Raw genomic sequence first — 24,329 nt, 5'->3', positions numbered from 1 at the left:
TTTCATTTAGCTCACCTTCTATAGGGTAGCCCTATTTCCGCCCTGCTGTACTAGATATGCATTGAGATGTTCGATCGCTCTCTGTATATGCAGGGAATCCCCATATAGTTTGCTCATCATCACGGCTCCCTCTAGGGTGGAAATCATAATGGTGGCGATCGCATCGGCTTCAATATTTTGAGGGATTTCGCCCTTCTTGATGCCTTTATCGATAATGCGGCAGATCAGCGATCGCCAAGTATCCATAGCTGCTTGGGCGCGATACCGTAAACCTGGATGCGCGTCATCACTTTCGATCGCCGTATTGAGAATGGGACATCCACCCATCACAGGCGGCGATTCGGTAATTGTGGCAAATTCGGCGGCGATCGCTTTGAGTTGGTCTAGCGATCGACGTTTGCCTCGAATGGCTGAAAGGAAGCGTTTCCCAAGACATGCCGCCGCATAGTCAAAGGCAAGTAATGCTAATTCTTCTTTGCTTTTAAAGTGGTTGTAAATCCCTCCTTTTTGTAAGCCTGTGACCCGCATGATATCTGACATAGAGGAACCCGCATAACCATATTGGTTAAACAAATCCGCTGCTTGTTTGAGAATTCTCTCTCTGGTTTCCTGAGCTTTATTCATGCATATCCACAGACAATATCCACAGGCAAAAGACCAATCGGTCTGTTTTAGATTAGCATAAAACTACGCTACATTAAAATCTGGAAACCTATGGCATACTCTGTTTGGGGCGATGTTTGTCGCCTGTCACCTAACTATTCTTACCGTATCTATGGTTACGCCAAAGCTACCTGCAAACTTGACAGATCTGCCTGAATACCAGCTTAGAGTCAGCCCCAAGGCAAAGCACATGCGGTTATCTGTCTCTCTGGACAAAGGCTTAGAGGTCGTCGTGCCTGAAAACTTTGACCATAGACGTATTCTAGAGTTTTTGGTGCAAAAGCGAAGTTGGATCGAAAAAGCCCTCCAACAGGTCGATCAAAAACGAGAATATCTGGCGGCACAGTCTCCCGATCGCCTGCCTGAGACGATCTATCTCGGTGCGATCGCGGAAACATGGCAGGTGGAATATTTATCGGCAAACTCAAAATTTATAACGGCAAAGGAACAGAAAGGGCAAAAAATACTTGTTACGGGCAATGTAGAGAATATTGAAGCAGGTAAAGCCCTACTCCGACAATGGCTCAACCGCAAAGCCCAAAAAGAACTGATCCCTTGGCTCCGCAAAGTCAGCGTTGCTGCGCGGTTACCCTATCGCCAAACTTCGGTGCGAGGGCAAAAGACACTGTGGGCAAGTTGTTCGAGTTCTAAAAATATTAGCCTTAACTTTAAACTCTTGTTTTTAGAACCTGATGCTGTCAACTACGTGTTTATTCACGAACTCTGTCACACAATTCACATGAACCACTCCGCCAAGTTTTGGGCTTTGGTGAGCAAGTACGAACCTAACTACTTGAAGCTCGATCGCTCGCTCAATCAAGCATGGCAGATAATCCCTGCTTGGGTATGATTGAGTTTTCCACGCTGTTTCTGCTAGTTACAAGCTGAGCCATGGGGTGTAGGATCCTACATGTTAAACAGGAATCAGAATTTAGCGCATGGCAGTTGACTACGATCTAGCTATCGTCGGGAATGGGGCAAATGCCTTGGAGTTGGCTCGCAGAGCCGCAAAACTTAAAGCAAGAGTAGCATTGGTGACTGAGCCACAAGCTTTAAGTCAGTCTCGCTTGCAACAGATCGCCACCCAGATGCGTAAAAGTAGCGCAGGTTGGAAAAAAGATGTGATCAGAGGAGAGGTCTCATTTGCCGCTTTTTTACGTCAAGTACTTGCCATTCTTGCGCCCCAATCAGAATTGGAAGCCCTACAGGCTTTGGGGGTCGATGTAATCGTCGGCAGTGGGCAGTTTGTGAATGCGCGTACTTACGCTGTGGGTAAAAGACAACTACGATCGCGTACCTATGCGATCGTGACCGATCCCCCTGTGTCAACGCGCAAAATTGTGGGACTAGAACAGAGTAATTATTTAACCTACGAGACCCTGTTTCAACTGGATCGTCTGCCTGAGTCGCTCGCGATTGTGGGTGGTGATGTATATAGCTGCACGATTGCCCAAAGCTTAATCCATCTGGGTGTCACGGTAACCCTACTCTGCGACAGCAGCCATATTTTGCCCGATGTCGATGTGGAGGCAGCTAGGTTGCTGCAAGCCAAACTAGAAGTGGACGGCATTGAAATTTACACTTCCACCCGTGTTACGGCGATTTCTCCCTTAGAAACGACAACAGAAAAAAATGGGCAGGGAACTTTTCGCCAGAAAGTCTGGGCAGGGGAACGTACTTTTGAATGCGATCTCGTTTTGATGCCTTTCTTCTCAGCTCCTTTACAGCTCAACCTTGAAGCCGCCAAGGTGAAATTTCAAGGAGAAGCGATCGCGGTCAACGCCAAAGCCCAAACCAGCAATCCCCGTATCTATGCCTGTTATGCCAGTGCTGACATTACCAAAATTCTCAGGCACAGCCTGTTCTGGACGCTTATGCCACCTGCCCAACCTGCAATCGCGCCGATTATATCAAAAACGCTTCCCCAACTTGCCCATTTGGGTATGACCGAGGTGGATGCAAGGCTGCGCTATGGTAAAAACCTTTATGCGTTGCGGCATCATTATGACGATTTCGGCTTTTGTAAGTTACTTTGCCGCCAGAATGGCGAGATTGTCGGAGCTAGCATCGTCGGTGACTGTGCTGGAGAATTAATCGAAACTGTAGCGATCGCTATGCATACCAAGCTCAAAATCCATCAACTTGCCCAATTAGCAAACATTTCCTCTGGGGTTATCAGCACCACCGCCGCCAAATTTGCGGAGCAGAAATCTGCAAGCGATCGGGGCAAGTTATCTCGGTTAGCAAAATGGTTTACGTTTCGCCGTGACTTTAACATTTAATTCCCAATCCCCACTAATATCAGGTCATTAACTGAGTGCGAAGCGTTGCCGAATTATTAAACGAATCTGGACACAATCTTGAAATGCTTGACTAGCAATTGTCTGGTTAGCAGATACACCGGGGTAACGAAACTCAACCGCATAGACTGTCAGCGCATCAAGGGTAGTGCGTAGGTTTGCCCAGCTTGGTTCGACGGTCAGCAAAGCATCTAACAAGGTAGTTAAGTCATGAGTCCGACCAAAAGTAATATTTTCTTCTTGAAGACAAGCTTTTAGATATTTTTCTACGCATTGTTGGCTATGAAAACATACAGCATCATAGTTAGGCATCTGTTGAACTTGGATTTCCCTTTGAGCGGTAGCAAAATCTCCTTCTGCCTTATCCACCCACTCTTGCGTAATTAGCTTCATACAGAATACGACCCTTTTGAAGAATATCTTGGATGAAAAAATCACCCATGTCTAAACGCTGTTGAATTTGTTTGGATGTTCGAGCGATTAAATCTAGAGGAAAATTTGGTTTGAGTCGTCTACGAATTTCGATCGCTTTATCAACCGACATCCCTTCAAATGCTAAAACTACAAGTAAATCGACATCAGAATCTTCGGTAGGGTGACCGTAAGCATATGAACCGAACAAGATAATCTGTTCGGGTTGGAAGTGCTCAGCAATTTGCTCGCTAAAAGCTTGGATTTGGCAGTGGCTAATCATTTGATAAAAGCTTAACGACCGAATTTACCTCATAATTATAACATTTGAGTTTTGAGCTTGAATTGATGTTGTCTGTTAAAAAAGGACGATGTCAGTGTAATCGCCCCGAAATTTTGTTTACTTCGTCCTACCAGAAGACTGACATTACTTAAAGCTTAGTGTTTTCCAAGAAAACACTAAGTATCTAAATATTTCATGAAAAGAATCGCAGAATTTCAAGGATGAAAATAATAACTTTCAGCAGAAAAATTAAAAGTAACATAAGGGTGTCTTTCCTTAACTTAGGGGATAAGGGAAGAATAGAGACGAAAAAATAGTTGATGTTTTAAACTGGCTAAAATAGTTACTTTAAGGACTAACTCGTATGGGAGTTCTTAATTACTAATACCAAAGGCAAGTAAATATTACCCCTGAGGCAGTTCTGGTTTTGAAATCTTTACAGAGAGCGGAGTCTTAAAAAGAAACGATACCTCATTTTGAAAATCGTTCATTCCATCTCTAGCTAAAATAGTAAGGACGAATCAAAGGTAGCACTATGCCCCGATACACAGGAATTTCTAGCGAAGCATTTAGACATCCATTAGATCGTCAAGCAGAACAGGCATTACGCAGCGTGCCAGGGTTCGATCTACTTGCTAGTAAATTTGTAGAGTTTCTCTACGAACGTCCTCAACTGATTTACAACACAGGCAACTGTATCCAAGTTGGGCCCCGTCAATATGCCACCATCCACCGTTTATTTCGAGAAAGCGTCAGCGACCTAGATGTTTATCCCGAGCCAGCGCTATTTGTGTCGCAAAATCCCAATGCCAACAGCTACGCACTGGGAAAAGATAACCCTTACATCGTGGTCAACTCGGGATTATTAGACCTACTCAATGAAGCTGAAATTCGCGCTGTGCTTGCCCATGAGTTGGGGCATATCAAATGCGGACATACAACGCTCATTCAAATGGCAATGTGGGCGATGAGTGTCGTCTCAGCCATTAGCGAAATGACCTTTGGACTCGGGGGCATTGTGAGTTCGGGATTAATCTATGCTTTTTTTGAATGGCGACGCAAAGCCGAACTCTCCTCAGATCGAGCGGCATTGTTGGTTACCGATGATGTCGATACCGTCCTCCAAACCATGATGAAATTGTCTGGCGGAAGTCATGCCTTTGCCCATGAGATGAGCTTGCCAGAGTTTATTCGTCAGTCTGAAGATTACCAAGAGTTGGATAAAGATAACCTCAACCAAATTTACAAATTTTTGCTCTATAACGGGTACGGCTCTGGCTCTATGCTCAGCCATCCCTTCCCCGTCGAACGCGTGCATTACATTCGCGACTGGGCTGGCTCTGAGGAATATCGCCAGATTCGTCTGGGTAACTACAAGCGATCGGGCGCAACGGGTGCGGTCGATGTCACGCCTGAGGAGCCCAAGGGCAAGCAAGAGTCTAAAGCCGATGCCAAGCAAGACCAAAAAACAAAGGACGAAGCCGAGGCACTGCGCCGCCAAATTGAAGAACTCCAAGACCAAATCAATCGCCTCAAGCGACAATAATTCCTTAGTAAATCTTAATGATATGGGTCGTTAAGTCTTGACGAGTCCTAACCCCAAAGACTCATACCTTAAACAAGGTTTTACATTGACAACAACCGAAAAAAAAAAGAAGCTTAGTCAGTGTGATTTTAAGGTGTTAGGAGTCTTTACTAAATGTTGATAAAAAACTTTCAAAGGAAGCAAGGTTCTCAGCTCATTTGGCTCAGTACCTTGGTAGTGTCTTCTACTTTGCTCAGCACTGCTACTTATGCAGAAACGACCGTCGGTCAAGTTAATCCGAAATTAACTACTGACTCTAGCCTGATTCAAGCGATCGGTGTCGATCCGATGGTGCAGCGCCCACCAGATAATCGTCCACTTGCTACGGGTGACTCTGCCGTTATCCAGCAAATCGGAAAAGAGCAAGTTTCTCCGCCGACTCACAAAACTGCACAAAATGTAACTTCTGTTTCCCAATTAAGTGATGTGCGTCCTACGGATTGGGCATTTACAGCATTACAATCTTTGGTTGAGCGGTATGGCTGCATTGCTGGCTATCCCGATCGCACCTATCGCGGTCAGCGGGCATTGAGCCGCTATGAATTTGCTGCTGGTCTCAATGCTTGCCTAGACAAAATTAATGAAATTATTTCTGCGGGGTTAGCAGATAAGGTTAGTAAAGAAGACCTTGCCGCAGTTCAAAAGTTGCAAGAGGAGTTTGCTGCGGAGTTAGCAACCCTACGCGGTCGTATTGACGCACTAGAAGCAAAAACTACCAAGTTAGAGGCGCAACAATTTTCGACCACAACTAAGCTCTTTGGGCAAGCAATTTTTGGCTTGCAGGGACGGTTCAATAATACCTCCAACATTCCCAGGCTTCCAGGTGCTAACGTTCCCGACCCAGCAACCAATGTTACGTTTGGCTACCAAGCTCAACTGAGTCTTGTCACCCAATTCCCAGATCGCGGTATTTTACTAACTGGTTTACAAGCTAGCAACCTCTCAACGGATGCTCCAATTACTAGCTTTTACGCTCTAAATAATCCCTTTACCCGTCTTGGCTATGAAGGCAGTACGGGTGGTACTTTTACCCTCAGCGATCTAAACTATCGCTTCCTCGCTAGCAAGAATCTTGCAGTCATCGTTGGAGCAAGAGGGGTCAATGCGATTAATGTTTTCCGAGGCCCAAACCGATTTGAAAGTGCAGGAAATGGGCCTATTTCTTTGTTTGCCCAACGTAACCCTGTGATTAGCCTCAATGCAGGACAGGCTGGGCTGGGCTTTGACTGGCAAATCTCTAAAGCTTTGAGTTTGCAAGGAGTCTACTCGGCAGGTAATCCTGCCAGCGCATCGGGAGATGGCGGTTTGTTTGGTGGGCCAACCTCCATAGGTGTGCAGCTTGCGGCAAATTTATTTGAGCGGCTTGATGTTACGCTCTATTATCTCAATTCCTACACAAACAACGGCACATTAAATAGTGCGGTGGGTGACACTATTCTTGGAATCGTATCGCCAGTTCCATCCAATTTCAGCACAAATGCTTTTGGAGGATCGCTTTCATGGCAGGCAACGCCAAACGTTAACCTAGGTGGCTGGGTAGGTTTCACCACATCCAGCATTCAAAACTCTGGATTCTCAGGTTCGGTTGAAACATTTAACTGGATGACGTTTGCTAATCTTCGTGATATTTTCAAGGGTGGAGATCTATTTGGTTTATATATTGGGCAACCTCCACGTATCACTAGTAGTAACCTCAGTGGCAATATTAACTTCCCCAGTATTCTGAGTGGTGCGAGTGGGGCTCCTGGTGGTCAGCCTGCATCGACTACACATGTTGAAGCATTCTACCGATTCCCTGTTTCAAAAAATATCAGTATTACGCCCGGTATCGTGTTTGTCTTTAATCCTGGCAACACTGCCACCAGTGACACAGTAACGATCGGGGTTTTGCGAACAACGTTCACGTTCTAACTATCAACTCATGAGGATCCTTGATATGAAATTAGTCTCTCGTGTTTTTTCTCTTGGTTTGCCTTTTGCAGCAACAATCACCGCGATCGCCAGTTCTCCAGCTTTTGCCCAAGTAACCAATATCCCTATCACTGGAACTATGTCTGGGAGCATATCAGGAGCCCCCGCTACCTATGGTAAATTTACTGTCAACAGCTATCAGCTTCTAAGTCCCGTTGGTACTGTTTCAGGTTCTATTGGGGATATAACATCTGTTACTTCATCACCTTTAAGCAACGTACAAGTTACATCTATTTCTACTGGGTCGACTTATTTTGTACAAGGGATCGTAACAGGTGGTGTAGCTTTCAATGACGGTCGGACAGCCAGTTTTGTTAACGCACCATCAACTGCAAATGTAACTGTTCAATCTATTTCTACTGGTTCACCACTGGTGTTTAGCGCTTTACCACTTAGTACAAATGTAAGCCTAGGCATTAGCGATGGAAATATTGCTATCCCAACTAATTCTATAGTTGCTGCCCCTGTTACTCCGATTACCACGCCAACAATTACAGTAACCAGTCTCGGAATTGCCAGCGCACTGGTAATTCTCGATCCTAAGTTTAATCCGCCACCTAGCACGGGCAATCAAGTCATTACGGCTTTTTCTCCTTCTATGGACTCAAAGATATTCCCTGGATTGCAACCATAAGCACTGCTTTAGTCCTAACAATCCAAGCTAACTCCTAGGGCAAGCGCGATATGCTTGCCCTTTTCAATCTTGTACTGATTTATCGTTCCTTGGGGCGTTAGTTTTTGACAAGAAAATCTGAATTTTGAGAGCTTATTTCCACAGCGGTATCGCTCATATAGTTTAACCTCAGTTCGGGATAAGAAAATCCAAAACCCTTTATCTAAGGCTATTGAATCTATAGATGCTAAATTCTCACAAATAAATCCTATTCATCCAATAAATCAGGGCAGGCACGGGGGCACTGCCCCTACGAAAATTGGGTAGGGGCGATGCCCCTGTGCTCGCCCAGATCCCTTGTATGCCCAATATTTTGTTCCAAAATCCTTATCCCGAATTCACGTTAGTTTATGAAGATTTTCGGTTTAGGACATCCTCAAGACCGTACCTCTAACTTAGATGTATCAGGTTTAGATTTATAATGATGTCAGTGTAACGACCTATTGAGTTCAATCTATTGAGTCATGCCGACAAATCAAGTGTCTTATACGCAAACTCAAATCTCTGCTTGGCTGAGGGGCTTAATCAGCATTGCTATGGCTGATAATGATTACAGCGAGCAAGAGCGTAGTCTATTCGATGAGATCAGTCATAGTCCCGAGTTAGGACTAACAACAGAGCAAGGTATTTTTGAACCCATTAGCCCCGATGAATTAGCAACAGCTTTGGGCGAAGATGTTCAAATTGCACAAAACTTTCTACGCACCGCTGTAATGATGGCTCTTGCGGATGGGCATTATACAGATACAGAAGATGCAACCATTCAGCAATTTTGTGTAGCTCTCAAACAGGAGATTAAACCTCTGTTAGAACTAAGGGGGAAATTGGAAGCTTCGTCACATCACGAGGAACATCATCCAGATCTACTCGAACCAATTAAAGAGTGGCTCGATCGCATGGAAGTCCACGATAACAGTTTAGCGAGATTTATCTGTAAGGTTATTCCTGCTCAGTGTCCTTTCGAGCGAGATGTGTCCCTATTTGGTCGTAAAATCATGCATATTCCCGCGATGTGCAAGATTAACCCGCTTTATGATCAACTGGTTGGACTGCGTTTTCGATCGCTTAGTTACCTTGCCGATAAAGGTGAAGATATCTCTAGTTTCTATTAACCCTTTATGACGAAAGATCTAAAAGGGTCAGTAGATAACGACTCGCCATCACCCAATGTTTTAAAAGTGATCCTTGCCTTTCGGACTTGGGGCTGGGTTGGCTTTTGGTCACAGGTAGTTTTGGGCGTAATTGCCGCCATCGTCCTATTGGTATTTGTTGGTACGCGTGCCATTAGTGGTGCTGTCAACACCCCAGCCCCTACAAATGTTAACCCCGGTACGCTGCCTGGTCTAGGCTTTGCTTGGGTAGGACTTGCCATTGTTTGCCTCAGTATCTATTGGAATTTTCGTTACACGCAACTATCTAAAAAGTTACGATCGCCCGATCGCCCCAATCGAGCCCAGACTATTCGCCTGCTCAAGATTGGGATCGTAATTAGCCTTGCGGGTATGCTGATCACCCTAATTGGGGCATTTACGATCGTGGGATGGTTAACCGCTAAATCACAGCAGCAACAACCGGGTGTGGGAGTGTTAATGGTTGTTCCCGTGCAATCGATCGATCTGCTCGTAGTGCAGGCAAATACGAATATTATCTTGGCGCACTTTGCTGGTTTGGTCACTTCGTTGTGGCTGCTCAATCGAGTTACGGGTAAGTCGAGCCGCGAATAACGCCATTTTCAAAAAGTGATGCATCACTTTTTGAAAAGCCTGCGCTCTGCGCTGAACCCAAAACCCTCTCTGTTTCAAATTCAAGAGAAATTGGTATAAGGAGCTTTGTTGTGCGTCTGGGCAAACTGTTGGATGTATTTTTGCAGTCCAACTGCCCTCTATGCGGGCGCTCTTCCGCCTCGATTATTTGTGTGGATTGCGATCGCCAAATTACTGCCTGTCGCTTTCAAGATTCCCAGCAGCTACCCCCCGATCGCAGTCTTTCCGTGCCGTTATTTAGTTGGGGCGTATATGATGGAGCCTTAAAACGGGCGATCGCTGCCTGCAAATACGAGCATCATCCTGAAATTGCGGAAGTTTTGGGCGAAAAGATCGGGGAAGCGTGGCTAAAAAGCTCAAATGCTCGGGGAACTAAGCCTACAGTGATCCCCATTCCCATGCATGCTGAAAAGTTGAAAACGAGAGGCTTTAATCAAGCCGAAATTTTAGCCCGCAGTTTTTGTCAAGTCACCAAACTGCCCTGTATGCCAAAACTTCTGCAACGGGTGAAATCAACCAAGCCCCAGATCGAAACCAAAAGTAAACAAGAACGCTTAGAAAATTTAGCGAAAGCCTTTGCGGTTCCTGACTCAGTTCGCCTTAAGTCATCGGTGATTTTGCTAGACGATATTTATACATCAGGGACGACGATTCGAGAAGCGATCGCCACCCTAGCCACAGCCAAGATCGAAGTGAACAGCGCGATCGTGCTGGCTAGACCAAAATTATATACAGGAAAAGATTAAGGCTTCTCCAGTTCGGCTTTCATGCGCTCTAGAGTCACGTTCATCTGATCGAACATTTGCTGGGGCGTAACACCAAAGTTTCCTAACTGGGTTTGTAGTTGTTTCATGGTCATCTGTGCCATAAAGTCATCAGATAACTCAAACCGCTTCATAAAAATACGGTAACGATCCATCATCTCTTCCATTTTTTCAATGAAGAGTTTTTTCCCTTCGCGATCGAACTTGCCATAGTCACCCCCAAGTTCCATCAGAGACTGATAGTCTTGAAACAGGTTACGGGCTTCATGTTGCACTATTTCCGAGTCAAAAAATCCCATATTTATTGCTTGGCTATCTTACTTGCATCATTTTACCGCCCCAATCAGGTAACTGCCTCTCTCTGATGAGTGGTGATATCCCTACTAAAGTTTTGCCTTAAGCTTTGCCCAAGATCGTTTTTTGAAAAGCAGGACGTTCGGATAGGCGTTGCACGTAAGCCGCTATCACAGGATAGTCGTTGAAGGTAATGCTGAGCATCATCGGTGCATAGGCAAGAACCGCACCAACCGCTATATCTGCGACGGTTAACGTGTCGCCACCTAAAAAGGGTTTCTCCGCTAAGATTTGACTCAAGGCTCCTAGCAAACGGGGCATTTCTTTTTCTCGCACCGCTTCAGTAAACAGACCCGTACTCAAGGTGGAGTTGGCAAACATCACCCACTGTGTCGCGATCGCCCGTTGCTCTAAGGAATCGGCAAGATGCCCGTATTTTTCTGCCAAGTAGAGCAAAATTGCGCCAGACTCCCATAAGTTAAAGCCTTCATCTGCGATCGCAGGAACTTTCCCCATCGGGTTAATTGCCAAAAATTCTGGCTTGAGATGCTCTCCAGCCTGCATATCTAGCGTCTCGAAATCGTAGGGAACTTGAATTTCTTCTAAGTACCATTGCACAATCGAAGCACGGCTCCGCTTACCACCGTAAAGTTTCAGCATATATTCCTCTACTTAATCTAGAACTTGCAAATATCAGGCACAATTATGAAACATCTTTGCGATCGGGAGATGCCGCTTTAGCAGACTCAACTTTTGCTCCTGTATCTACTTCGTCTGTCAGATAGGTCAGTTGTACGTTTGGAGCTAGTGTAATTGTGTCACCATCACAGAGTTCGTAGGATGTGACCTTTGTATGGTTGTTAATAACCACACCATTCACACTGGGCTTACCTGACAAATCGCCATCAACGATGCGATAGAGATAGCGTCCTGGCTCAGTTCCAGGTACTCTTAGCAAGATTGCGTGCTGACGGGAAACAAATCGAGAGTACAACTGAATGTTGTTATTAACATCGCGTCCAATCGTGTACTTTAACCCGTCTAGTAATAGCTTTCTGCTACCCCTAGCGTCTGAAATTAACAGAACATGACTAACGTTTATCTCACTCATTAGACCATCGAGAAAAGATTGATTTTGACGAACAGGCTTCCATAATCAATCATGCCACTTTACCTTAACTATGGTGAGGTCAATTTAATCATGAATAGCAAACAAGACACCGCATTAGTTTTCCTAGCGCAAATGTCTTAACGTAACAAAGGCAAAATATCCAGCTTATATTATCCCAACTAGAACCAATTCTAATCAAACTGTTAGGGATTACCTGTGAAATTTATCTTTATTAAGTCTGGCATTACTTTACCCTACAAACACAGCTTAGGATCGCAAGTTAAGTAAATTGAATTTTTTGTAGTTCTAATGTCTTGCTATAGAGCGCAACGCATAACTTCGGAAGATTTACAGGTTACTCAGATTAGAAGACTTAAACCCATATTTCGCAATCATTTCTCTGAATTCACCTTATTTGCAATATTTCTGTAACACAGGTCTGAGGCATCACAGCAAATTTTTTCTGTTTTTCGCTATGGTAATGTCAGCCGTGTCTTCAACCTAAGGATTAGAATTGGAGTTAGGAGCCCTCGATCGCAAAACTGTCAAAATATCTGAGATCGAAACCCTTCCTTGGTGTAAGTTCTATTAAGTGAAGATTAGGAAATCATAGGAATCTGCTCGATGGACATTACTGAAGTAAAACGTCAGCTCCAAATTTTGTCGCAACGCCTGGGTAAAGCCCAGGACTATCTTTGACCTGCCTGCTTTAACTGCCAAGATCGATGACTTAGAGCAAACGGCTGCCCAGCCTGACTTTTGGAATGATGCTGCCCATGCCCAAACCAAGATGCAGGAGCTTGATGCGCTCAAGTCAAATCTGGAGAAAATTCATAACTGGAAAGCTACGGTCGAAAATTTAGCCGCGATCGCGGAACTGCTAGAACTAGAAACCGATCCTGCCCTCCTTACAGAAGCTACCCAAGATATTACAAAACTGACCGATGAACTAGATCGCTGGGATATCGAGCAGCTTTTATCAGGAACCTACGACCAAAAAGATGCCGTATTAACCATCAATGCTGGGGCAGGGGGTACAGATGCGCAGGACTGGACAGAGATGTTGTTGCGCATGTATACACGTTTTTGCGAATCTAGAGGCTACCAAGTCGAAATCTCTGACATATCAGAGGGGGAAGAAGCAGGCATAAAATCTGTAACCTTACTCGTCCACGGGCGATATGCCTATGGGTATTTGATTGCCGAAAAAGGCACGCATCGTCTAGTCAGAATTTCACCATTTAACGCCAACGATAAGCGTCAGACCAGTTTTGCGGGTGTGGAGGTGATGCCTTTACTCGATGAGGACGTTCAACTTGATATCGATCCCAAAGAGTTAGAAATTACGACAACGCGTTCGGGTGGCAAGGGCGGTCAAAATGTCAACAAGGTCGAAACGGCGGTGCGCATTACCCACCTGCCTACAGGCATTTCTGTGCGCTGTACCCAAGAGCGATCGCAACTGCAAAACAAAGAAAAAGCCATGCAAATTTTGAAAGCAAAATTGTTGATTATTGCGCAAGAGCAACACGCTCAGAAGATTGCAGATATTCGTGGGGATATGGTTGAGGCTGCTTGGGGCAATCAAATTCGTAACTATGTGTTTCACCCCTACCAAATGGTCAAGGATCTGCGCACAGGTGTAGAAACGACCAGCATTCAAGATGTGATGAATGGCGAACTCGATCCATTTATTCAATCTTACTTACGGCAACAAAATCAACCTGTTTAAAGTCTATAGGGGAGTTGTAGTACGTCCTTTATGTTTTGACATTCTGAAACCAAATTATGACTAGCTCGCACTTACATCAAAACTTAGACCATCAAAACTTAGACCATCAAAACTTAAACCACCAAAACTTAAACCACCAAGACTTAAACCATCAAGATTCAAGTGGTAAACTCACCCATTTGGATCGTCTGTCGCCAAGGCACAATCGTCTGGCAAGGCTTTTAGGCAGATCCATACTGAGTTCTATGCTGATTTTAGGGATGGGGATGGTAGCAGAGTCAGTGTTGCGCGTAGATTTCTCCTCAGCATTTGCTCAGGTAGAATCTCAGACTCAGTCTCAACTTTTGCTAGCACAGGCTCAATTTACCGAAGAGCAAATCAATCGATATGCGGGGGCGGTCAATGCGATCGAAAAGAAACGTGAAGAGATCCTACGCCGAGCAAAAAATTCTCAGGGGTGGTCAACGGTGGCACAAACTGCGGATAGTAAAGGGGTAGATGTCTGTAGTCTCAATCAATCTGAGCAGCCTGCGGACATTCAAAGCTTGTGTCGCGAGTTAATTGATTTTTCTGAGCAAGAAATCCGTAAATATGGATTTAGCAACAACCGTGAGTTTAATCAACTGACCGTGACCCAACAGCAAGATCCCTCGTTGCAAGGACGCATTCAGGCGCGAATGTTGCAATTAAGGGGCTATCGATAATTAAGATTGAATCAACCAAGAATTATCACGAAGAATTGCGAGGAATCCCTTGAAACTCTCACCTAAACCTCATTGGTTAATTTATGATTGATTAGATAGATCGTTATCATCATGAGGTTTAACAATGTCCGATCAGTATGCCTATCTGCGTGGGGAGTTTGTATCCCTCGATAATGCCACCATTAATATCCGAACTCACGGTTTTTTGTATGGCACAGCAGTATTTGAAGGCATTAAAGCCTATTGGCTTCCTGAAACTGGTCAGATGTCTGTGTTTCGCATGGTGGAGCATTACAAACGATTAATCCAAAGCTGTCGGATTTTGCGGTTGCGATCGCCGATTGACGCTGAAACAATGGGCAATTTGACCATTGAATTAATTCGTCGCAACCAATGCCAAGGTCCAACCTATATTCGTCCAATTGTTTATAAGGCTGACCTGCGCATTGGGCCCATCCTCACCGTTGAGAATACGAAGGATGATTTTTGCCTATTTACCGTACCAATGGACGGCTATCTAGACACCAGTAAAGGACTCAAGGTGGGGGTTTCTTCTTGGCGCAGGTTGGATGATAATGCCATTCCTGCAAGAGCTAAGGTAAACGGGGCTTATGTCAATACAGCTCTGGCAAAGACGGATGGATACTTGTCAGGGTTTGATGATGTTGTTGTACTGACAAACGAAGGTCATGTCGCCGAGGGCAGTGCCATGAATTTGTTTTTAGTGCGAGACAATCAACTGATTACGAGCTCGATTACCGAAAATATTCTCGAAGGCATTACCCGCGACACAATTATTCAGCTAGCCCAACAAGAACTTGGGCTATCGATTGTTTCGCGCCCGATCGATCGCACGGAGCTTTATGTTGCCGATGAGGCATTTTTTGTGGGAACCGCAACGGAACTTGCACCCATTACGAGCTTTGATAATCGACCTGTGGGTGATGGTAAGGTTGGCACAATTTCTACCAAGCTGCGCGACCTTTACAGCAAGGCAATTCATGGTCTGTTGCCCCAATATAGTCACTGGTTGACCAAGGTATAAGAGATCTTAGAGGTGCTAAATTGCGGAAGCACCAAGAGGTAGAATAGTTTTTAGTAAACAAAGCCCAACTAGACATGGAAATCAATGCCTACGCCCCTGACTTTGAGTTACCTAGTACAACAGGCGACGTTGTTCATTTGGGGCGCTGTTTAGAGACCTATTCTGCGATTGTGGTTGTTTTCATGTGCAATCACTGTCCCTATGTCAAAGCTTATCTGGAACGGCTGATTGCCGTTCAAAATGACTATCAAGCCAAGGGAGTTACGCTCATTGGCGTCAATGCCAACGACGAGCAAAAATATCCCGAAGATAGTTTTGACAAAATGAAAACCTATGCTCAAGGTTGGGGTCTAAATTTCCCCTATCTACGCGATCGCACCCAAGATGTTGCCCATGCCTTTGGCGCAATCTGCACGCCTGAACCCTTTGTATTAGATCGACAAGGTATTCTGCGCTATCGAGGACAAATCGATGATAATTATCGTGATGCCAGTGCTGTAACTCGGCAAGATTTACGAGAAGCGATCGACCTTGTACTTAAAGGCAAGCCTTACACCAAAGAGATGGAGCCAGCACTCGGTTGTTCCGTCAAGTGGATATCCTAAGGCAGTCAATAGAGCGTGGTTAGAATTTAGCGATTAGCTCTTTTAAAAATCTTAAGGTAGCATAGCGATCGATAGCAGGGAATTCTAACTTGCGGATGTCTGCTATACAACTGATAACTGATAACCGAACAACTGATAATCTCTTATGCCAATCAAGTCAACCACACGCCATATTCAAATCTACGCTGCCACAGTTGAAAACAACGAGTTAATTGACAGCGAAAATACCCTAACGCTCGACATTGACCCTGAGAATGAGTTGAACTGGACAGATGGGGCAATTAAAAAGGTAAATAGTAAGTTTGATGCCTTGGTTGAAAACTATAAGGGCGCAGATCTCACAGAATATAATCTGCGTCGCATTGGCTCCGATCTAGAGCATTTTGTCCGATCGCTTTTGCAAAATGGCGAACTCACCTACAACCTCAATCACCGCGCCCTCAATTACAGTATGGGCTTGCCGCAAATTATCTCCACAGAATCAGAGGGATAATCGCTTCCTCAGAATTCAGATGAATTCAAATATAGTTTAGCCACCTCGGCAACAACGTGCTTACATCAGGTTTCAGCGAATCCATTCAAAACCCACAATCCCATCATTTTTTCTATGTCAGAAGAAGCTACCCCACAAGTACCCGCGCAGCCTCCTGCAAAAGCTCCTGCAAAAGCTAAGGTTGAAAAGGTCAAAGAGCCAACCGTTGAAGAATTGCCCTTCGAGCAGTTTATTAACGAACACTACCTACCTGCCTTAGCCAAATCCTTTCAGAAGTCAGGAATTGCGGATTTACAGCTCAAGTTTGAAAATTCGCAAGTGCAAGGTCGATGGAACCAAAACTATCGCCAATTTACGGTTTATTTCTCTAAGCAAGATATCAGCGCTCAAAAAGCTTTTTCCTGTGCCGATGGTGGTCTATCGCCAAGTACGATTGAGCCATTCCTCATTGATGAGCGTAAGGCAACGCTAGACTTGCTGGTCTTTGGTGTCATGCAAAGATTAAATGCCCAAAAGTGGTTAGCACCCAATTAGCAAACCCACAAAAAAACATCAATCCCCCTATGGTTGCCCCAGTTGTATTGAGCAGTGATAGGGGGATTAACTCTTCTATGCAGATTCTATGCGGGAAAAACTAGATCTTTTAAGCTAGTGATAGATTTACCTTCTGGCGTGGGATGGGTTTTGGTGCGATCGCGATCTAACCAAAAAGCATTTAAACCTGCGGCGATCGCGCCCTGATAATCTTCGGTAAAGCTATCGCCAATATGCCAGATTTGATGTTGGAAACTTGAGTTTTCACCCTCTATTCGTGCGTATTTTGTCAGTCCATGCCGAAAAATTTTGACATCAGGCTTGGCTGCACCAACTTCTGTAGAAATTGTGAAAGAAGTAAAAAAGCGCTCCAGATCGAGGGCTTTCAGTACGGGATAGATCCGACTATCAAAGTTAGAAATGATACCCATCTCGATGCCTTGCCCCTGCCAGTTGGTCAAGGCTGGTAAGACATCCTCATAAACGAACCAAGGATCGGCTCCAGCAAAATATGCGTAGAGTCTCTGGAAAAACTGCTCGAAATCTTGAAACTTTTGAATGGAGTCAGTTTGCGTAAAGGTTTGCACGGCGATCGCTTTCCACCACTGATATTCCTGTTTGGGAATCTCTGATGCTTCCACTTCTGGGAATGCCATTCTTGGAGCTGTGATAAAGCTCTGGATAAAGGCCTTGTTGATGTCTCTCGCTACAACTTCAACTTCAAACTCTGAGGCTATTTTTGCATAGGCTTCACCAACACTACCCCGCACACCAAACAATGTGCCTACAGCATCGAGGAAAATAATTTTGGGTTCAGATCTCATGGTTCCTTGGGTGGATAATGGCTTACCAAAGCCCTACCACAGTAAATGTATAGATATCGTTTTTACAGACATCGACATCAAAGTCTTCGACTGTGCTGCCATTGCTAAATGTTGCCCTGATATCGCGGCGGCATTCACTGCGCCCTTCAGATACCTTGATGCTTCTCTCTTGTCCATCTAGCAAGTCTTTATCGAGAAGATTGAAGTTCCATCTGCGTGTTTTGGCAGGGGATACTTGTAACGATGTTAAAGTGGAACCCGTACGATTTATAAATAAGATACTGATGCCTTTTTCTTCTTTGGCTTTAGTAGGAATATCCCGAAGTGGAGAAGAGAGCGGAGCAACAACATTTTGAGACAGGGCAAATTCTATTGGCAAAGCGACGATTGCTGAGCTCGCTAGGATACTAAGGATAACTTTGGATATCGATCTAACCACAATCTTTTACTCCTCTCACTGCTTTAACACGACGAAATGCTTTTATGTGCGACCACTGAATAATTCTCAAGTTTGAGCGATCTTGATGATACACTGCCTTAAAAAGCGATCGAATGCTTTACAAAGTCCTGTGTATTCTAGTAACGATTCTTTTTAGATTACATGCCGACGCTGCAACTACCCAAGCAAACAGAATTATAGTGCTTAAATGACTAGTGGAATCGACGCTTTCCCTGCTAGAATCACTCAGAGTTTTAGCCATGAATATAATCGTAAATCGTGGCAAGATTTGTTAGGGTACGTATTTAAAAGTTGGCAATCACATACTCACTTTTCGTGATTTTATGTCAGTGTAAGTGGTCAGGAGTGTACTATGAAACTATGGCTTGATTTGAGGCAATTATCCAACACAATACCATTGCTGTGTGTGTTAGGTTTCCCCACTTCTGTTTTAGCCCAATCAACAATAAAGCCATCCCTCAAGCCAACTAGTCAGCCCTCTGCCCAAGTTCCGCCTCAACCTTCGACTACCCCAGTTCCCCCCTTACCAGCAACGCCCTCAAATTTACTAGATTCTGCTGGCTTAAATGCACCCAGTCTCAATGTTGGTAGCCCTGTCGAGATTGAGAGTTATATTTTAGGTTCGGGAGATAGCCTTAAAATTGATATTTTTAATGTACCAGAACTGAGTGGCATTCAAGCGATCGCCCCTGATGGCACAATCAATATCTCCTTGGTTGGTGCTATCAAAGTTGAGGGTTTATCAATTGTTGAGGCGACCAATGTCTTACGGGCGAAACTTGCTCCCTATTTAGTCCGTAATATTGTCAATCTTTCCCTCGCTTCACCTCGTCCGGTTAACATCGCCCTAGTCGGAGAAGTCAATCGTCCAGGGACTTTGCAACTGGTATACACAGCAACAGGCGTGCAGGCTGCAACCCTTACTAGAGCACTCAATGCTGCCAGTGGCGTAACATCAAGGGCAGACATTAGCAATATTCAGGTATCTCGTTCTGAAGGCGGTGGTAGACGACGGCTAATCAAAATCAACTTGTTGGATCTTCTCCAAAGAGGTGATGTTAGCCAAGATATTAGAATTTTAGATGGTGATTCTATCCTCGTACCGAGAATTGCTGATGTAGCAGTTAGCCAGCCTAGAACCGTAGGGAATTCCTCTTTCTCTCCAGATACATTTTCGATCCAAGTCGTCTTAGCTGGAGAAGTCAATCGGGTTGGGGCTCAAACATTAACCTATTCGCGGAATGGTACGACACCGACAGGCTTAACTGGAGCCACAGGTCAAGCGGGACAAGCAGGAATTGGAGGTCCTACAACCATTAGCCGAGCCCTACAAGCGGCGGGTGGGATCACAGAAATTGCTGACATCCGCAATATTCAAGTATCTCGTTTAGATAGTAATGGTGGGCGATCGACCTTTACAGTCAATCTTTTAGAGTTGATTACCAAAGCTGACATCACCCAAGACGTTCAACTTGTGGATGGCGATACAATCACAGTACCTAAGTTAGCAAAGCTTAATCCGACTGAATACGGACTCATTGCTAAAGCGACTTTTTCACCCACCACAATCAACGTACAAATGGTAGGGGAATTAGTGCGTCCTGGACTCTTACAACTGAGACCCAACGCAAGATTTACTGAAGCAATTACCGCTGCTGGGGGAATCACCAACAATGGGGATTGGCGTGCAGTTGAGCTATATCACCTAAATCCTGATGGTACGGTAACGCGTAGAGACTTGACTGCCGATTTAAACTTGCCCCTTAATGAAGAATCAAACCCCGGACTGCGCGATCGCGATGTGATTGTGGTACGCCCATCCTTTGGCGCTGGAATTTTACAGTCTGTTACCAAGTTTCTTGGTGACATCGTTACCCCATTTGCTCTAATTAACAACTTGTTTAAATAACGAGGTTTCTCAGTGACATGGTTTCACCTTATGCTCTAGTAAATAACTTATTTAATAGCCTTTATGCGGATTTTAGTTACTGGTGGGGCAGGCTTTATTGGCTCTCACCTCATCGATCGCCTGATGGAAGCTGGGCATGAGGTTCTATGCCTTGACAATTTTTACACCGGTCGTAAAGCTAACGTGCTGAAGTGGGTCGGTCATCCCAGTTTTGAATTAATCCGCCACGACATTATCGAGCCGATTCGTTTAGAAGTCGATCAAATTTATCATTTGGCTTGCCCTGCTTCGCCCGTTCATTACCAGTCCAACCCTGTCAAAACCTTAAAGACAAATGTGTTAGGGACTATGAATATGTTGGGTTTGGCAAAGCGACTAAAGGCAAGATTTTTGCTAGCCTCTACTTCGGAAGTGTATGGCGATCCTGACGTGCATCCTCAATCTGAAGAGTATTGGGGAAATGTCAACTGTACGGGTATTCGTAGTTGTTATGACGAAGGGAAGCGAACTGCTGAAACTTTGGCCTTTGATTATCATCGCCAGAATGGGGTAGACATTCGAGTGGTTCGGATCTTTAACACCTATGGCGAGCGCATGCTAGAAAATGATGGTCGTGTGGTTAGCAATTTTATCGTGCAATCTCTACGAGGCATTCCCCTCACGGTTTATGGAGATGGTTCGCAGACCCGAAGTTTCTGCTATGTGTCCGATCTGGTAGAAGGAATTATCCGCTTGATGAATGGTGACTATATCGGACCTGTAAATTTGGGGAATCCAAGTGAGTACACAATTTTACAGTTAGCAAAAACAATTCAGCATATGGTTAATCCTGGCGCGGAAATTATCTTTAAGCCCTTGCCACAGGATGACCCGCGTCGTCGTCAACCTGACATCACGAGAGCGCGTCAATATCTCAATTGGGCTCCAAAGGTGGAGCTAGATGAGGGACTTACCAAAGCGATCGCTTACTTTCGCGACGAGCTTAAACAGAAACAGAAAACGAGCTAGTTCTTAGCTAATCCTAACTACTAATTATTTAACGTAACCAAAGTAATTACTATGCGTGTTTGTGTAATCGGGACTGGATATGTAGGCTTAGTTACCGGAGCCTGTCTTGCCTATATTGGGCATGATGTGATTTGTGTAGACAACAATGAAGCAAAAGTGAAGCTGATGAGTTCGGGGCAATCTCCGATTCACGAGCCTGGTTTACCAGAAGTCATGCAGTCAGCGATCGCGAAAGGCAAAATTACGTTTACCACAGACATTGCGGCTGGGGTTACCCATGGAGAAATTTTATTTATTGCGGTGGGTACACCTGCATTGCCTGATGGTCAGAGCGATACCCGCTATGTTGAGGCAGTTGCCCGCAGCATTGGCGAACATCTCCACGATGGCTATCGGGTAATTGTAAACAAATCTACCGTGCCGATTGGTTCTGGGGATTGGGTGCGCATGATCGTGATGGATGGCATGGCAGCGCAGGGTGGTTCCAGCAAAGCTGAGTTTGATGTCGTTAGCAATCCTGAGTTTTTACGTGAAGGAGTAGCAGTGTTTGACACGTTCAATCCCGATCGCATCGTGTTAGGTAGCAGTAGCGATCGCGCCCTCAAACTGATGCAAGAGCTTTACACCAATATCATCAACCGTGAGTTTGCCGAAGATAAAACCCTATCCCCTGTGCCCGTAGTGGTTACGGATATCAACTCGGCCGAGATGATCAAATATGCGGCGAATGCCTTTCTTGCAGTCAAAATTAGCTTTATTAATGAGGTTGCTAACGTCTGCGATCGCGTGGGTGCAGATGTGGTCGAGGTCGGTCGTGGCATTGGTCTGGATTCCCGCATCGGTCAGAAATTTCTCCAAGCGGGGATCGGTTGGGGTGGTTCTTGTTTTGGCAAAGATGTCTCGGCTTTGATTCACACAGCGGATGACTATGGGTACAACACAGAGTTACTCAATGCCTGCGTCAAAGTTAACCAACAGCAACGGGTGCTTGTGGTCGAAAAACTCCAGCAAGTGCTGAAAATTCTCAAGGGTAAAACCATTGGCTTACTGGGGCTAACGTTTAAACCCGACACCGATGATATGCGGGATGCACCCTCGATTACCCTGATCGATCAATTGAGCCGCTTGGGAGCAAAGGTCAAAGCCTACGATCCGATCGTGTCGCAATCTGGAATGCGGGATGGTTTCTCGAATGTAATTGTGGAAACCGATGCCGAACGCCTTGCCGATGGTTGTGATGCCCTCATCCTCGTTACCGATTGGAAGCAGTTTAAATCGCTCGATTACGCCAAGATGGTTCCCCTGATGGCAAATCCTGTAATTATTGATGCCCGCAATTTCCTCGATCGCGCATCGCTGGAAACCGCAGGGTTTAAGTATGTGGGAATGGGGAGATAATTAGATTATCGGTTATCGGTTTTCAGCAATAAAGTAATCCTGACTCAGTTGGAAACCGATTTCCTACTCTAAAAGTGCTTTTGCTTCCCACACTTCAAAATGGTTTTACTATGCTCCAAAGACTCTATGTCCATAATTTCAGATGCCTAGAGAATTTTGAACTAAATCTAAAAGATTTGCCATCTTCGCTTTTAATTGGCAAAAATGGCTCAGGCAAATCAACGATTGCTTTCGTATTAGAAGTATTACAAAGCATAGGTAGGGGCATTAATAGAGTTAGTCAACTTATACAGGCTAAAGACTTTAATAGTGGTAGGTCTGGTGTTCCAATTCGTTTTGAGATAGAGGTATTACTTAAAGCGCAATTATATAAGTACGTCCTTGCGTTAGAATTATCGCCAGAAAATTTCAAGGAAATTCGCGTATTTGAGGAAAAATTGCTAGTTATAGGAAATCCAATTTATTCTCGCGAAGCATCCCAAGTCAAACTTTATGGTAACAATATTCAATCTCAGATACCTCAAGATAATCGGGTTGATACTCTACTTCGCAACCGATTCCCATTAACTAGTCAATTGATGGCTTCTCAATTTCAAGTGGATTGGCATCTTGTCGCTCTTCCATTAATTCAGGCGCAATCAGAGACCGATCCGCTTTATATTTTCAAGAATTGGCTATCGAGCATGATCATTTTGGCTCCGATCCCAAGCTTGATGACTGGAGAATCTAGTGGTGAGACTTTGGAGCCAAAGCGGGATGGTTCAAATTTTGGTGAATGGTTCTCTGGATTACTTAGACGTTACCCTGCCGCCTATACGCGGATTGACAGATATCTGCGAGAAGTTATGCCTGATATTCAGGATATCCAGAATGAACCGATTGGCAAAAATGCAAAAAGCATGATTGTTCAATTTGAAGCAAATGATCAAACGTTGAGTCTTGATTTTAAAGATTTATCTGATGGAGAAAAATGCTTTTTCCTTTGTGCTGTAGTTCTAGCTGCAAACGAATACTATAGCCCCTTTTGCTTTTGGGATGAGCCTGATAATTATCTCTCCTTGTCCCAAGTAGGTTACTTTATCACATCCCTACGACGCTCATTTAAGAAGAGTGGGCAAATTTTGGTGACCTCGCATAATGAGGAGGCAATCAGAAAATTTTCTGATGAAAATACTTTTGTCCTTGATCGCAAAAGTCACTTAGAACCAACTTTAATCAGACCCTATAGCGAGATATCCATCGGAGGTGATCTTGTCGATACTTTGATTCGCGGCGATATCGAGCTATGAATAGGCATAAACGATACGTTATTGTGTTGCCAGAGGATCGTGCGGACGAACAAATTGCAAACGGATTTAGCAATCATCTAAACGTTATTGCCGATGCGATTAAGGTTGAGCGACCCGCAGGTGGTTGGACAAAAGTTTTAGCCAAGTTTTCTGAAGCTCTTGTCCCTGAAATGCAAAAATTTTCAAAATGTTTGATTGTTTTGCTGATTGATTTTGATCAGAATAAAAATCGATTGAGGTATATGCAGAGTCAGATTCCAGAGGATCTAAAAGAAAGGGTATTTATTTTAGGATCTTGGTCTAATCCAGAATCTCTCAAGAAGGATATGAAAAAGAGTTTTGAGGATATTGGAGAATCTCTGGCAAACGACTGTTCTGACAACACCAATCAATTATGGGGGCACGATTTACTCAAACACAATAAAGGCGAGATTGATCGGATGGTTTCATCTGTAAAGCCATTTTTGTTTAAACTGCAATAATCAATATTTTCGATTGCTAACTTAGTCG

27 protein-coding genes are annotated in these 24,329 nt (G+C 44.5%); 19 read left to right on the top strand and 8 right to left on the bottom strand.

Annotation, left to right across the window (positions count from 1 at the left end; genetic code table 11):
• Positions 1-18: 18 nt before the first annotated feature.
• Positions 19-624: a TetR/AcrR family transcriptional regulator gene (locus V2H45_RS07520; RefSeq protein ID WP_330483009.1), complete on the bottom strand. Its 606-nt coding sequence runs from the start codon at positions 622-624 to the stop codon at positions 19-21.
• A gap of 151 nt (positions 625-775) precedes the next feature.
• Between V2H45_RS07520 and V2H45_RS07515 the strand changes: the two genes are divergently transcribed.
• Positions 776-1,513, top strand: a complete 738-nt coding sequence (locus V2H45_RS07515; protein WP_330483008.1) for a M48 family metallopeptidase — start codon at positions 776-778, stop codon at positions 1,511-1,513.
• Positions 1,514-1,601: 88 nt separating this feature from the next.
• A complete protein-coding gene (locus V2H45_RS07510; protein ID WP_330483007.1) occupies positions 1,602-2,945 on the top strand; it encodes an FAD-dependent oxidoreductase in 1,344 nt (447 codons plus the stop codon).
• A gap of 27 nt (positions 2,946-2,972) precedes the next feature.
• Here V2H45_RS07510 and V2H45_RS07505 read toward each other — a convergent pair whose 3' ends face one another.
• Both V2H45_RS07505 and V2H45_RS07500 read right to left on the bottom strand, forming a co-directional pair.
• Positions 2,973-3,356, bottom strand: coding sequence for a HEPN domain-containing protein (locus V2H45_RS07505; RefSeq protein ID WP_330483006.1), 384 nt, complete (start codon positions 3,354-3,356; stop codon positions 2,973-2,975).
• Entirely contained in the window at positions 3,325-3,657 is a 333-nt protein-coding gene (locus V2H45_RS07500; protein WP_330483005.1) for a nucleotidyltransferase domain-containing protein, read from the bottom strand. The genes V2H45_RS07505 and V2H45_RS07500 overlap by 32 nt, the downstream gene beginning before the upstream one ends.
• Positions 3,658-4,192: 535 nt before the next feature.
• Here V2H45_RS07500 and V2H45_RS07495 point away from each other — a divergent pair.
• The 6 genes from V2H45_RS07495 (at position 4,193) to V2H45_RS07470 (ending at position 10,395) form a co-directional block, all read left to right on the top strand.
• Complete coding sequence (locus V2H45_RS07495; protein ID WP_330483004.1) at positions 4,193-5,203, top strand: M48 family metallopeptidase; 1,011 nt, start codon at positions 4,193-4,195, stop codon at positions 5,201-5,203.
• Positions 5,204-5,356: 153 nt separating this feature from the next.
• Entirely contained in the window at positions 5,357-7,153 is a 1,797-nt protein-coding gene (locus tag V2H45_RS07490; protein WP_330483003.1) for an iron uptake porin, read from the top strand.
• A 25-nt stretch (positions 7,154-7,178) separates the two neighbouring features.
• Positions 7,179-7,847 (top strand): hypothetical protein, encoded by a 669-nt coding sequence (locus V2H45_RS07485; protein ID WP_330483002.1) that lies wholly within the window; start codon positions 7,179-7,181, stop codon positions 7,845-7,847.
• Positions 7,848-8,350: 503 nt separating this feature from the next.
• A complete protein-coding gene (locus V2H45_RS07480) occupies positions 8,351-8,998 on the top strand; it encodes a Mo-dependent nitrogenase C-terminal domain-containing protein (RefSeq protein WP_330483001.1) in 648 nt (215 codons plus the stop codon).
• 6 nt (positions 8,999-9,004) lie between these two features.
• Positions 9,005-9,610 carry a DUF3611 family protein gene (locus tag V2H45_RS07475; RefSeq protein WP_330483000.1) on the top strand — a complete coding sequence of 202 codons (606 nt, stop codon included), beginning with the start codon at positions 9,005-9,007 and terminating at the stop codon, positions 9,608-9,610.
• A gap of 110 nt (positions 9,611-9,720) precedes the next feature.
• The gene (locus V2H45_RS07470) at positions 9,721-10,395 is read left to right on the top strand and encodes a ComF family protein (protein WP_330482999.1); all 675 of its coding nucleotides are present in this window, start codon (positions 9,721-9,723) and stop codon (positions 10,393-10,395) included.
• On the opposite strand, the gene V2H45_RS07465 is transcribed toward V2H45_RS07470, so the two are convergent.
• From V2H45_RS07465 to V2H45_RS07455, 3 genes are all read right to left on the bottom strand, one after another.
• Positions 10,392-10,712 (bottom strand): DUF1825 family protein, encoded by a 321-nt coding sequence (locus V2H45_RS07465; protein WP_330482998.1) that lies wholly within the window; start codon positions 10,710-10,712, stop codon positions 10,392-10,394. The two genes, V2H45_RS07470 and V2H45_RS07465, sit on opposite strands and share 4 nt — an antisense overlap.
• A gap of 97 nt (positions 10,713-10,809) precedes the next feature.
• Complete coding sequence (locus V2H45_RS07460) at positions 10,810-11,367, bottom strand: glutathione S-transferase family protein (protein ID WP_330482997.1); 558 nt, start codon at positions 11,365-11,367, stop codon at positions 10,810-10,812.
• 43 nt (positions 11,368-11,410) lie between these two features.
• Positions 11,411-11,818, bottom strand: a complete 408-nt coding sequence (locus tag V2H45_RS07455) for an FHA domain-containing protein (protein ID WP_330482996.1) — start codon at positions 11,816-11,818, stop codon at positions 11,411-11,413.
• Positions 11,819-12,442: 624 nt separating this feature from the next.
• Between V2H45_RS07455 and prfB the strand changes: the two genes are divergently transcribed.
• The 6 genes from prfB to V2H45_RS07425 all read left to right on the top strand — a co-directional run bounded on the left by prfB (position 12,443) and on the right by V2H45_RS07425 (position 16,931).
• Positions 12,443-13,550 (top strand): peptide chain release factor 2 gene (prfB, locus tag V2H45_RS07450; protein ID WP_330482995.1). Its coding sequence is split into 2 segments (ribosomal slippage): positions 12,443-12,514 and positions 12,516-13,550, totalling 1,107 coding nucleotides; the frame shifts between segments, so codons are not numbered across the junction.
• Positions 13,551-13,606: 56 nt separating this feature from the next.
• Positions 13,607-14,254, top strand: coding sequence for a DUF4168 domain-containing protein (locus V2H45_RS07445; RefSeq protein ID WP_330482994.1), 648 nt, complete (start codon positions 13,607-13,609; stop codon positions 14,252-14,254).
• Positions 14,255-14,378: 124 nt separating this feature from the next.
• Positions 14,379-15,299: a branched-chain amino acid transaminase gene (locus tag V2H45_RS07440; RefSeq protein ID WP_330482993.1), complete on the top strand. Its 921-nt coding sequence runs from the start codon at positions 14,379-14,381 to the stop codon at positions 15,297-15,299.
• Between the two features lie 74 nt (positions 15,300-15,373).
• The gene (locus tag V2H45_RS07435) at positions 15,374-15,904 is read left to right on the top strand and encodes a thioredoxin family protein (RefSeq protein ID WP_330482992.1); all 531 of its coding nucleotides are present in this window, start codon (positions 15,374-15,376) and stop codon (positions 15,902-15,904) included.
• A 145-nt stretch (positions 15,905-16,049) separates the two neighbouring features.
• On the top strand, positions 16,050-16,397 hold the full coding sequence (locus V2H45_RS07430) for an NAD(P)H-quinone oxidoreductase subunit M (RefSeq protein WP_330482991.1): 348 nt from the start codon (positions 16,050-16,052) through the stop codon (positions 16,395-16,397).
• A gap of 114 nt (positions 16,398-16,511) precedes the next feature.
• Positions 16,512-16,931, top strand: coding sequence for a DUF2996 domain-containing protein (locus V2H45_RS07425; RefSeq protein ID WP_330482990.1), 420 nt, complete (start codon positions 16,512-16,514; stop codon positions 16,929-16,931).
• Positions 16,932-17,017: 86 nt separating this feature from the next.
• On the opposite strand, the gene V2H45_RS07420 is transcribed toward V2H45_RS07425, so the two are convergent.
• Both V2H45_RS07420 and V2H45_RS07415 read right to left on the bottom strand, forming a co-directional pair.
• Positions 17,018-17,755 (bottom strand): HAD-IA family hydrolase, encoded by a 738-nt coding sequence (locus V2H45_RS07420; protein ID WP_330482989.1) that lies wholly within the window; start codon positions 17,753-17,755, stop codon positions 17,018-17,020.
• A 22-nt stretch (positions 17,756-17,777) separates the two neighbouring features.
• Positions 17,778-18,134, bottom strand: coding sequence for a hypothetical protein (locus tag V2H45_RS07415; RefSeq protein WP_330482988.1), 357 nt, complete (start codon positions 18,132-18,134; stop codon positions 17,778-17,780).
• Positions 18,135-18,567: 433 nt separating this feature from the next.
• On the opposite strand from V2H45_RS07415, the gene V2H45_RS07410 reads away from it, so the two are divergent.
• The 5 genes from V2H45_RS07410 to V2H45_RS07390 all read left to right on the top strand — a co-directional run bounded on the left by V2H45_RS07410 (position 18,568) and on the right by V2H45_RS07390 (position 24,301).
• Complete coding sequence (locus V2H45_RS07410; protein ID WP_330482987.1) at positions 18,568-20,124, top strand: SLBB domain-containing protein; 1,557 nt, start codon at positions 18,568-18,570, stop codon at positions 20,122-20,124.
• Positions 20,125-20,187: 63 nt separating this feature from the next.
• A complete protein-coding gene (locus V2H45_RS07405) occupies positions 20,188-21,132 on the top strand; it encodes a UDP-glucuronic acid decarboxylase family protein (protein WP_330482986.1) in 945 nt (314 codons plus the stop codon).
• Between the two features lie 51 nt (positions 21,133-21,183).
• Entirely contained in the window at positions 21,184-22,530 is a 1,347-nt protein-coding gene (locus V2H45_RS07400) for a UDP-glucose dehydrogenase family protein (protein ID WP_330482985.1), read from the top strand.
• Between the two features lie 110 nt (positions 22,531-22,640).
• Positions 22,641-23,819 carry an AAA family ATPase gene (locus V2H45_RS07395; protein WP_330482984.1) on the top strand — a complete coding sequence of 393 codons (1,179 nt, stop codon included), beginning with the start codon at positions 22,641-22,643 and terminating at the stop codon, positions 23,817-23,819.
• Positions 23,816-24,301: a hypothetical protein gene (locus tag V2H45_RS07390; protein WP_330482983.1), complete on the top strand. Its 486-nt coding sequence runs from the start codon at positions 23,816-23,818 to the stop codon at positions 24,299-24,301. The genes V2H45_RS07395 and V2H45_RS07390 overlap by 4 nt, the downstream gene beginning before the upstream one ends.
• Positions 24,302-24,329 lie beyond the last annotated feature (28 nt).

The organism is Tumidithrix elongata BACA0141 (assembly GCF_036349135.1).
Classification (GTDB): Bacteria; Cyanobacteriota; Cyanobacteriia; order Pseudanabaenales; family Pseudanabaenaceae; genus Tumidithrix; species Tumidithrix elongata.
Note: the sequence above shows the minus strand (reverse complement) of the source record. Positions and strands in the feature narration are given on the sequence as shown.

Excerpts from the sequence above, each read along its gene's own strand:
- V2H45_RS07410 (WP_330482987.1), top strand. The coding sequence starts at position 18,568 with ATGAAACTATGGCTTGATTTGAGGCAATTATCCAACACAATACCATTG.
- V2H45_RS07505 (WP_330483006.1), bottom strand. The coding sequence starts at position 3,356 with ATGAAGCTAATTACGCAAGAGTGGGTGGATAAGGCAGAAGGAGATTTT.
- V2H45_RS07480 (WP_330483001.1), top strand. The coding sequence starts at position 8,351 with ATGCCGACAAATCAAGTGTCTTATACGCAAACTCAAATCTCTGCTTGG.
- V2H45_RS07425 (WP_330482990.1), top strand. The coding sequence starts at position 16,512 with ATGTCAGAAGAAGCTACCCCACAAGTACCCGCGCAGCCTCCTGCAAAA.
- V2H45_RS07390 (WP_330482983.1), top strand. The coding sequence starts at position 23,816 with ATGAATAGGCATAAACGATACGTTATTGTGTTGCCAGAGGATCGTGCG.
- V2H45_RS07455 (WP_330482996.1), bottom strand. The coding sequence starts at position 11,818 with ATGAGTGAGATAAACGTTAGTCATGTTCTGTTAATTTCAGACGCTAGG.
- V2H45_RS07465 (WP_330482998.1), bottom strand. The coding sequence starts at position 10,712 with ATGGGATTTTTTGACTCGGAAATAGTGCAACATGAAGCCCGTAACCTG.
- V2H45_RS07490 (WP_330483003.1), top strand. The coding sequence starts at position 5,357 with ATGTTGATAAAAAACTTTCAAAGGAAGCAAGGTTCTCAGCTCATTTGG.
- V2H45_RS07475 (WP_330483000.1), top strand. The coding sequence starts at position 9,005 with ATGACGAAAGATCTAAAAGGGTCAGTAGATAACGACTCGCCATCACCC.
- V2H45_RS07520 (WP_330483009.1), bottom strand. The coding sequence starts at position 624 with ATGAATAAAGCTCAGGAAACCAGAGAGAGAATTCTCAAACAAGCAGCG.
- V2H45_RS07435 (WP_330482992.1), top strand. The coding sequence starts at position 15,374 with ATGGAAATCAATGCCTACGCCCCTGACTTTGAGTTACCTAGTACAACA.
- V2H45_RS07445 (WP_330482994.1), top strand. The coding sequence starts at position 13,607 with ATGACTAGCTCGCACTTACATCAAAACTTAGACCATCAAAACTTAGAC.
- V2H45_RS07395 (WP_330482984.1), top strand. The coding sequence starts at position 22,641 with ATGCTCCAAAGACTCTATGTCCATAATTTCAGATGCCTAGAGAATTTT.
- V2H45_RS07405 (WP_330482986.1), top strand. The coding sequence starts at position 20,188 with ATGCGGATTTTAGTTACTGGTGGGGCAGGCTTTATTGGCTCTCACCTC.
- V2H45_RS07420 (WP_330482989.1), bottom strand. The coding sequence starts at position 17,755 with ATGAGATCTGAACCCAAAATTATTTTCCTCGATGCTGTAGGCACATTG.
- V2H45_RS07460 (WP_330482997.1), bottom strand. The coding sequence starts at position 11,367 with ATGCTGAAACTTTACGGTGGTAAGCGGAGCCGTGCTTCGATTGTGCAA.
- V2H45_RS07400 (WP_330482985.1), top strand. The coding sequence starts at position 21,184 with ATGCGTGTTTGTGTAATCGGGACTGGATATGTAGGCTTAGTTACCGGA.
- V2H45_RS07440 (WP_330482993.1), top strand. The coding sequence starts at position 14,379 with ATGTCCGATCAGTATGCCTATCTGCGTGGGGAGTTTGTATCCCTCGAT.
- V2H45_RS07500 (WP_330483005.1), bottom strand. The coding sequence starts at position 3,657 with ATGATTAGCCACTGCCAAATCCAAGCTTTTAGCGAGCAAATTGCTGAG.
- V2H45_RS07510 (WP_330483007.1), top strand. The coding sequence starts at position 1,602 with ATGGCAGTTGACTACGATCTAGCTATCGTCGGGAATGGGGCAAATGCC.
- V2H45_RS07430 (WP_330482991.1), top strand. The coding sequence starts at position 16,050 with ATGCCAATCAAGTCAACCACACGCCATATTCAAATCTACGCTGCCACA.
- V2H45_RS07515 (WP_330483008.1), top strand. The coding sequence starts at position 776 with ATGGTTACGCCAAAGCTACCTGCAAACTTGACAGATCTGCCTGAATAC.
- V2H45_RS07485 (WP_330483002.1), top strand. The coding sequence starts at position 7,179 with ATGAAATTAGTCTCTCGTGTTTTTTCTCTTGGTTTGCCTTTTGCAGCA.
- V2H45_RS07495 (WP_330483004.1), top strand. The coding sequence starts at position 4,193 with ATGCCCCGATACACAGGAATTTCTAGCGAAGCATTTAGACATCCATTA.